5 protein-coding genes and 1 pseudogene are annotated in these 7,637 nt (G+C 70.6%); 4 read left to right on the top strand and 2 right to left on the bottom strand.

All coding sequences use genetic code 11. The features are described from left to right. Window positions 1-490, top strand: a pseudogene (locus tag LXM50_RS18295) (hypothetical protein); the annotation flags it as partial. A gap of 209 nt (window positions 491-699) precedes the next feature. Here LXM50_RS18295 and LXM50_RS18290 read toward each other — a convergent pair. Continuing rightward, the gene (locus tag LXM50_RS18290; protein ID WP_233312910.1) at window positions 700-1,152 is read right to left on the bottom strand and encodes a GNAT family N-acetyltransferase; all 453 of its coding nucleotides are present in this window, start codon (window positions 1,150-1,152) and stop codon (window positions 700-702) included. Between the two features lie 247 nt (window positions 1,153-1,399). Here LXM50_RS18290 and LXM50_RS18285 point away from each other — a divergent pair, with 247 nt between their 5' ends. Next, complete coding sequence (locus LXM50_RS18285; protein ID WP_233312909.1) at window positions 1,400-3,619, top strand: NADP-dependent isocitrate dehydrogenase; 2,220 nt, start codon at window positions 1,400-1,402, stop codon at window positions 3,617-3,619. 156 nt (window positions 3,620-3,775) lie between these two features. On the opposite strand, the gene LXM50_RS18280 is transcribed toward LXM50_RS18285, so the two are convergent. Further along, on the bottom strand, window positions 3,776-5,254 hold the full coding sequence (locus LXM50_RS18280; RefSeq protein ID WP_233312908.1) for a L,D-transpeptidase family protein: 1,479 nt from the start codon (window positions 5,252-5,254) through the stop codon (window positions 3,776-3,778). A 283-nt stretch (window positions 5,255-5,537) separates the two neighbouring features. Between LXM50_RS18280 and LXM50_RS18275 the strand changes: the two genes are divergently transcribed. Together LXM50_RS18275 and LXM50_RS18270 are read left to right on the top strand one after the other, a co-directional pair. Beyond that, a complete protein-coding gene (locus LXM50_RS18275) occupies window positions 5,538-6,689 on the top strand; it encodes an ROK family transcriptional regulator (RefSeq protein ID WP_233312907.1) in 1,152 nt (383 codons plus the stop codon). Next, entirely contained in the window at window positions 6,686-7,612 is a 927-nt protein-coding gene (locus LXM50_RS18270; protein WP_374107849.1) for an ROK family protein, read from the top strand. The genes LXM50_RS18275 and LXM50_RS18270 overlap by 4 nt, the downstream gene beginning before the upstream one ends. The last annotated feature ends 25 nt before the right edge of the window (window positions 7,613-7,637 follow it).

The raw sequence follows: 7,637 nt of genomic DNA, 5'->3' as shown, positions 1-7,637 counted from the left end.
GCTGGCGATCGGCGCGGATCCGCAGCGGCGACCCCTTCCGCGGGCGTTGGCGGCGCATGACGCCGTGCTCGTGCGCTGGATGACCTATGAGACCGATCCCGTTCTGCTGCTCGCCTATCCGACGATGCGGGATGCGGGGGATCCATCGACGCACGCCTTCCTGACCGCGATGGCCGAGGCGCGTGACGCACGGCCCTCGCCGACCGCCCGGGTCACGCCGGCGGAATTCGGCGCCTACCGCGACGCCGTCGAGCGGCTCCGCCGCACCTTCGGCACGGCAGAGGCCGACGCGCGGGCACGGGCTGAGGGACGGGATCCGCTCAGCGAGCGCGAACGGGAGGCACGCGCGGGCGGATGGCGGGACGCGGCGCAGCAGATGATCGGGCTGTCGGCGGATGCGCTGGACCGGGCGACCGACGCGGCCGTCTCGTGGGTCGCCACGTGGAATGCACGCGGTCGCAGCCCGAAGCGGCGCGACGAGCGCGATTGAGATCCGGGCGGCGAGGAACCGCCGGTCCTTCGATCAGCGGCTCCGACCGAGGAGCGCGACGGAGCGCAGGGCGGCGACGTCCGCTTCGCCTGCTCCAGGGAGAGAGGACGACGGGGCTTCGATGGGGGAGGGGATTCGAAACCCCGCCGCCGATCACAGCGTACGCGTGTCGGGGGCGCGTCGGGGTGCAGAACCGGGCGTGCCGGTGCTCAGAAGCGGATCTCCGCGATGACCTCGGCGTACTCGGTCTCGCCGACCGGCGTGAAACCGACCCGCTGGAAGAACGCCTCAGGGCCGCCGGTGCCCGCCTCGTAGATCACGTTCAGGTGCTCGAAGCCGCGCGCGCGGGCCTCGGTGATCAGGCTCTCCACGGCGAAACGGCCGACGCCGCGTCCCTGGTCGTCGGCATCCACGTTGATGCGCCACAGGACGGAGCGGAAGTGCTCCTCGGGGGCATCGGGGTCGAAGTTCGCACTGACGAAGCCGACGACCTCGTCGCCGTCCAGGACGACGCGCTGCCAGCTGGTCTGCGGATTCATGACGGTCGCCGCGATCCCGTACGAGACGGGCGCGAGGTACTGCTCCTGCCCGGGCTTGAGGGAGAGGTTGTTGACGGCGACGATCGTCGCCGCGGACAGTTCGACCAGTCGCAGTTCCGTCATGGACAACAGGCTAAACCCTGGATGGGCCCCGTGACGGCTGGAGCCGAAACGTGGGGATAAGTTCATCTGCGCGGCACGCATCGCGGGGCCGGGCCGCGGCGGAGCCGCGCAGGAACCCGCGAACCTCGCTCGGGAAGCGCACGAAGGGCAGGTATCTTGGTATCGAGACAAATTCGCGCGATGCCCCGCGTGCGCATCCGCGCGAGGCCGCTGTCTGAAACCCTTCCTGCGTGAAACGGAGACCCCGGTGACCGACGACGCCATCATCTACACCTACACGGACGAGGCGCCGGCGCTGGCCACCGCCTCGCTGCTGCCGATCGTCCAGGCCTACGCCCACCAGGCGGGCGTCGACATCGAGACCCGCGACATCTCGCTCGCGGGCCGGATCCTCGCGACCTTCCCGGAGCGTCTGAGCTCCGGCCAGGCCGTGGGCGATGCGCTCGCAGAGCTCGGCGGCCTCGCCACGACACCCGAGGCGAACATCATCAAGCTGCCGAACATCTCGGCCTCCATCCCGCAGCTGAAGGCCGCCATCGCGGAACTGCAGCAGCAGGGCTTCGACGTCCCGGACTATCCGGACGACGCGTCCACGGTCGAGGAGAAGGACATCCGCGCCCGGTACGATCGCATCAAGGGCTCCGCCGTGAACCCGGTGCTGCGCGAGGGCAACAGCGACCGCCGTGCCCCACTCGCGGTGAAGAACTACGCGAAGAAGCACCCGCACCGCAACAAGGCTTTCGCCGCCGGGTCCAAGACCCGTGTCGCCACCCTCGGACACGACGACTTCAAGGCGAACGAGCGCAGCTGGGTCTCCCCGGGCGATGACGTGCTCACGATCCGGCACGTCTCCGCGGACGGGCAGGTCACCGTCCTGAAGGAGAACCTCAAGGTGCTCCCGGGTGAGATCGTCGACGCGACCTTCCTGAACGCCGCGGCCCTCGACACGTTCCTCGCCGAGACCCTCGCGGAGGCGAAGGCGGAGGACGTGCTGTACTCCGTGCACCTCAAGGCCACGATGATGAAGGTCTCGGATCCGATCATCTTCGGACACGTCGTGCGCGCCTACTTCGCCGATGTCTTCGCCCAGTACGGCGACAAGCTCGCCGCGGCCGGCCTCACCGCGAACGACGGACTCGGCTCCATCCTCGCCGGGCTCGCCGATCTCGAGGGCGGTGAGGAGATCGCCGAGGCGTTCTTCCGGGCCATGGAGAGCGGTCCGCGCCTCAGCTACGTGAACTCGGACAAGGGCATCACCAACCTGCACGTGCCGAGCGACGTGATCGTCGACGCCTCGATGCCCGCGCTGGTCCGCAACGGCGGCAAGCTCTGGGGCAAGGACGGCGGAGAGGACGACACTCTCGCCGTCATCCCGGACTCGTCGTACGCCGGCGTCTACCAGGCCACGATCGAGGACGTCATCGCGAACGGTCCGCTGGATCCGGCGACCATCGGCACCGTGCCGAACGTCGGCCTCATGGCCCAGGCGGCCGAGGAGTACGGCAGCCACGACAAGACCTTCGAGATCGCCGCCGACGGCCGCGTACAGGTCCTCACCTCGGCGGGCGAGGTCGTCCTGGAGCACGAGGTGCACGCCGGTGACATCTGGCGCGCCACGCAGACCAAGGACGTCCCGGTCCGCGACTGGGTGAAGCTGGCCGTGAGCCGCGCCCGCGCCACCGGCGCGCCCGCGGTGTTCTGGCTGAACCCGGCCCGCTCCCACGACGCCGCGCTGATCGCCAAGGTGACCGAGTACCTCAAGGACTACGACACCGACGGCCTCACGATCGAGATCCTCACCCCCGAGGAGGCGACCCGCTACTCCCTCGCGCGCATGCGCGCGGGCGAGGACACGATCTCGGTCACCGGCAACGTGCTGCGCGACTACCTCACCGACCTGTTCCCGATCCTCGAGGTCGGCACCAGCGCGAAGATGCTGAGCATCGTCCCGCTGCTCGCCGGCGGAGGCCTGTTCGAGACGGGCGCGGGCGGATCCGCCCCGAAGCACGTGCAGCAGCTCGTCGAGGAGAACTACCTGCGCTGGGACTCGCTGGGCGAGTTCTTCGCCCTGGCCGCGTCGTTCGAGCACTTCGCCGACCGCACCGGCAATGCGAAGGCCGCGATCCTGGCGAAGACGCTCGACGCCGCGACGGGGACGTTCCTGGAGAACGACCGCTCGCCGGGCCGAGCCCTCGGCACGATCGACAACCGCGGCAGCCACTTCTACCTCGCCTTGTACTGGGCGCAGGAGCTGGCCGCGCAGACCGAGGACGCCGAGCTCGCAGCGGCCTTCGCCCCGGTCGCCGCCGCGCTGGCCGCGGATGAGGAGCGCATCGTCTCCGAGCTCACCGCGGTGCAGGGCAAGCCCGTCGAGATCGGCGGCTACTACCGCCCCGACGGTGCCCTCGTGGCGAAGATCATGCGTCCGTCGGCCACGCTGAACGCGGTCATCGACGGCCTGAGCTGATCGGATCCACGAAGGGGCGGACGCGAGCTGCGTCCGCCCCTTCGTCGTCCCTCCGGAGAGAGGGGTATCGCGTCGGCACGCACGTCCGGACAGACGAAGAGGCCCGCCGCACGATGCGACGGGCCTCTCCGAAGCGGATCCTGTGAGATCCCTCGTTCAGTAGTGGACGTTGACCTCGGTGCCCTGCGGAGTCCAGTCGAACAGCCACTCGGCGCGCCACTCCGGCATGCCGACGCAGCCGTGGCTCATCGGGGTGCCCCAGTTGTCGTGCCAGTACACGCCGTGCAGCGCCTCGTCCCCGTTGAAGTACATGACCCACTTCACGTCGGGCTGGTAGTAGTACGGCGCCTTGGTGAGGTCGGTGTTGCCCATGTTCTGGCTGTCGAGCTTCCAGTTCACGGTGAAGGATCCGGTGTGCGTCGCGAAGTCGCCGCGGCCCGAGGAGATCAGCCACGAGTCGACGACGTTGCCGTTCTCGGTGACGGTCAGCGTCTCGGTGCTGAGGTTCACGTCGACCTTGCGCAGCAGCGAGGTCGAGGCGAAGGGGGTGTCCTTGACCGGCAGGGCGAAGGTGCCGTTGCCCTTCGCGATCTGTGCGGCGAACGCCGCCGCGGCTCCGGAGACGTCGCCGAGCTGACGGCCCGTGACGCCCGGAGTGATGTCGTCGAGCACCTCGCCCGAGGAGTTCACGACCGTCGTCGCGTTGACCGGTGCGCGGTTGACCGTCGCCGCGAGCGCGTCGACGCTCTTCTGGATCGCGGCCTGGTTCGCCGTGATCGCGAGCTTGCCGTCCTCGGGCGTGAGGGTGAGCCATCCGGCGGCCGTCGCCGCGTCCACGGGCACCGTGCGCTCGGCGCCGACGTAGAAGCCGATCGTGGAGAGCATGGTGTTGAGCTCGGTCACAGTGGCCGCGGCGGTCTTGTCGCTGATGGCCGGGGCCACCGGGGCCGCCTTCGCCTCGAACGTGAGGGAGCTCCGCCCCTTCTCCGCGGCAGACGCGATCGCCGCCGTGAGGGCCTTGAGGTCGATGCCGGATCCGTCCTTCGCGGGCGTCGCCGTGTAGCCGGTGCCATGGAAGGCGACGGTGGCGTCGGTCGCGTCCTGGTAGACCGTGGGCACCTGCGCGCGCAGCGCGTGTTCGGCGGCGCGGTCGTCGAGGGTGATCGTGCCGGCGATCGGGGCGGACATCCAGCTGGTGATGTTCCACATCGGCCGCTCGGCGAAGGCCTTGTCGGCGAGCTTCGTCGCGTCCACGTGCGCACCCAGGTCGGATCCGGTGACGCGCTTGCCGTCGCCCTCGCCCGCGAGCGTGATCTGCATGGCGCCGATGTGGTTGCTGACCGCCTCTGCCGCGGCGCCGGGCGTCATTCCGCCGACCGGCACTCCGGCGATCGTGGTGCCGGGCGCGATGAGGATCATCGACGCGGCGCCGAGTCCCAGCACGAGCGCGCCGAGGCCGATGCCCACCCAGCGCCCGACGTGGCGCTTCTTGCGCGCAGGCTCATCGGCGGGCGCCCACTCCACGGGTCGGTCGCCCGCGCCGTCTCCGGTCGCGGCCTCCGTGGTCGCGTCCGTGCCGTCGACGATCGTGTTCTCCTCGGTCGGAGCCCCCGCTGCCGTCACCAGATCCGTCACGTGCACACCCCCCTTGCCCTTGAGCGCTGTCAGTCTTTCAAGGATACGGGATGCCATATCACAAAACGGCAACGGAAGCACAAGGGCGGGCGGGCATGTGCGGGATCGGCGGTCCTCCCGCGCGGCCGTACGGCGCCGCGCGCGGGAAACACGCGGTGCTCGAACCCGGATCCGGTAACGTTCGGGTAACCCCGACTCGCGCCACGCGCGATAGGGCTTGATTTTCACCCCGTTCGTAAGGTGTACTAACAAACATGGTCCCACGGATGAGCAGCGTCGCCCGATGAACGCGGAGAGCGGCGAGAGCAGCCCGCACCGCTTCGGGTCCGCGGGCAAGCTGCGCACGAGCACCAAGGTGCTTCCCGAGCACGCCCGCGGGCACAATCGCGCGCTGGTGCTGCAGACGCTCTATCACTCCGGGGCGATGAGCCGGGCCGACCTCTCCCGGGAGACGGGCCTCACCCGCGTGACGATCTCCGACCTGGTCGGCGAGTTCATCCATGACGGCATCGTCGTGGAGAAGGGCATCCGCGAGACCACCGGTCCGGGGAAGCCGCCCATCCTCATCGACATCGATCGCGACGGCCACCGCATCGTCGGTCTCGACCTGTCCGGCCCCGGCGACTTCGAGGGGGCGCTCATGAGCCTGGACGGCGTGGTGCTCGAGCGCCGCGACCTGCCTCGTCCGAGCGGCGGTGCGGCCGCGTACGAAGCGGTCCGCTCCCTTGCCGCGGAGCTGGTCGAGCTGTCCACTGTGCCGGTGCTCGGCATCGGCGTCGGCGCTCCCGGGATCGTCCGCCCGGACGGGATGGTGCTGAACTCGCCCAACCTGGACTGGAGCGACTTCCCGCTCGAGCGCCTGCTCAGCGCAGCCCTGGATCTGCCGGTGCTGGTGCGCAACGACGCGAACGCCGCGGTGCTCGCCGAGTACACCTTCGGTCAGGCCCGTCCCGACATGCTGCTGATCAAGATCGGCCGCGGCGTGGGCGCAGGGCTGATCTCCGACAGTCAGCCCCTCGTGGGGAGCCGCTTCGCGGCGGGGGAGATCGGCCACGTCGTCGTCGGCACCGACGGCGGGCCGCGCTGCGCGTGCGGCAAGGACGGATGCCTGGAGGCCTGGCTGAGCGCGTCGCGGCTGCGCGCGCGCATCGCCGAGGACCCGGCATCCGAGGAGCAGGTGCTGCGTGAGGCCGGAACGCGGCTCGGCGTCGCCATCGCGCCCATCGTCGCCGCGCTCGACCTCTCGGAGATCGTGCTGTCCGGTCCGGCCGACCTGCTCGCCGGCACGCTCATCGAGGCCGCCACGCGCACCCTCACCGAGCGCACACTGGAGGGCGTGTTCGACGACGTCGCGATCCGGCTCACCGCACAGGATGACATCGTGCTGCGCGGGGCAGCGGTGATGGTCCTGTCCGGCCAGCTGGGCGTCTCGTGAGTGCGATCCGGGTCGGCCTCGACGTCGGCGGAACCAAGATCGACGCGCTCGCCCTCGCCTCGGACGGCGAGATCCTCGCCCGCACCCGCATTCCGACGGGGTGGGGCGATCACGCCGTCGTCGCCGCCGTGCACGACGCCGTCGCCGCTCTCGCCGACGCGGGTGGCTTCCCGGTCTCGGACGTGGCATCGGTCGGCATCGGGATCCCGGGCCTCATCGACGCCGATGCCGGCCGGGTGCTGCATGCGGTCAACCTCGGCGTGACCGAGCTGGACCTCGCCGACGCCGTGCGCGTCCGCCTGCCCGTCCCCGTCTCCGTGGAGAACGATGTGAAGGCCGCGGCGCTCGGCGCCGGATCGCTGCGCGGCGACGCGCACTCGATGGCCTACCTGAACCTCGGCACCGGGGTCGCCGCGGGGATCGTCATCGACGGGGCGCTGTGGCGCGGCGCGCGAGGCACGGCCGGCGAGGTCGGGCATCTTTCCGTCGACCCTCGCGGGCGCGTGTGCGGCTGCGGGCAGCGCGGCTGCATCGAGACCTTCTGCGGCGGCGGCGCCGTGAGCAAGGCCTGGGGGAGAGGCGGCGAGCTGCCCCTCCGCGACATCTTCGACCTCGCCGAGGACGGCGACGCGTTCGCCCTGGAGCTGCGCGAGGGCATCGCGTTCGGTGCGGCCTCCGCGGTCCGCAGCCTCGTGCTCGGGGCCGACATCGAGACGGTCGTGATCGGCGGCGGGGTCACCGCCCTCGGTGAACGCCTGCTGGACGACATCGTGCGACGGCTGCGCCAGGAGAGCGCGGAGTCGCCGTTCATCGGCTCGCTGCGGCTGGATGAGAGGATCGAGCTGCTGCCGATCGGATCCCCTGCCGCCGCGCTCGGAGCCGCGCTGGTGGGAGCCGCGCGGCTGCCCGCCGAACTCGTCTGAGCACGGCGTCAGGTCGACCCGCACT

It is taken from the genome of Microbacterium sp. Au-Mic1 (assembly GCF_021341785.1).
Taxonomy (GTDB): domain Bacteria; phylum Actinomycetota; class Actinomycetes; order Actinomycetales; family Microbacteriaceae; genus Microbacterium.
Note: the sequence above shows the minus strand (reverse complement) of the source record. Positions and strands in the feature narration are given on the sequence as shown.

Bases quoted from the DNA above. Each gene is read 5' to 3' on its own strand.
- LXM50_RS18275 (WP_233312907.1), top strand. From the start codon at position 5,538: ATGAACGCGGAGAGCGGCGAGAGCAGCCCGCACCGCTTCGGGTCCGCG.
- LXM50_RS18290 (WP_233312910.1), bottom strand. From the start codon at position 1,152: ATGACGGAACTGCGACTGGTCGAACTGTCCGCGGCGACGATCGTCGCC.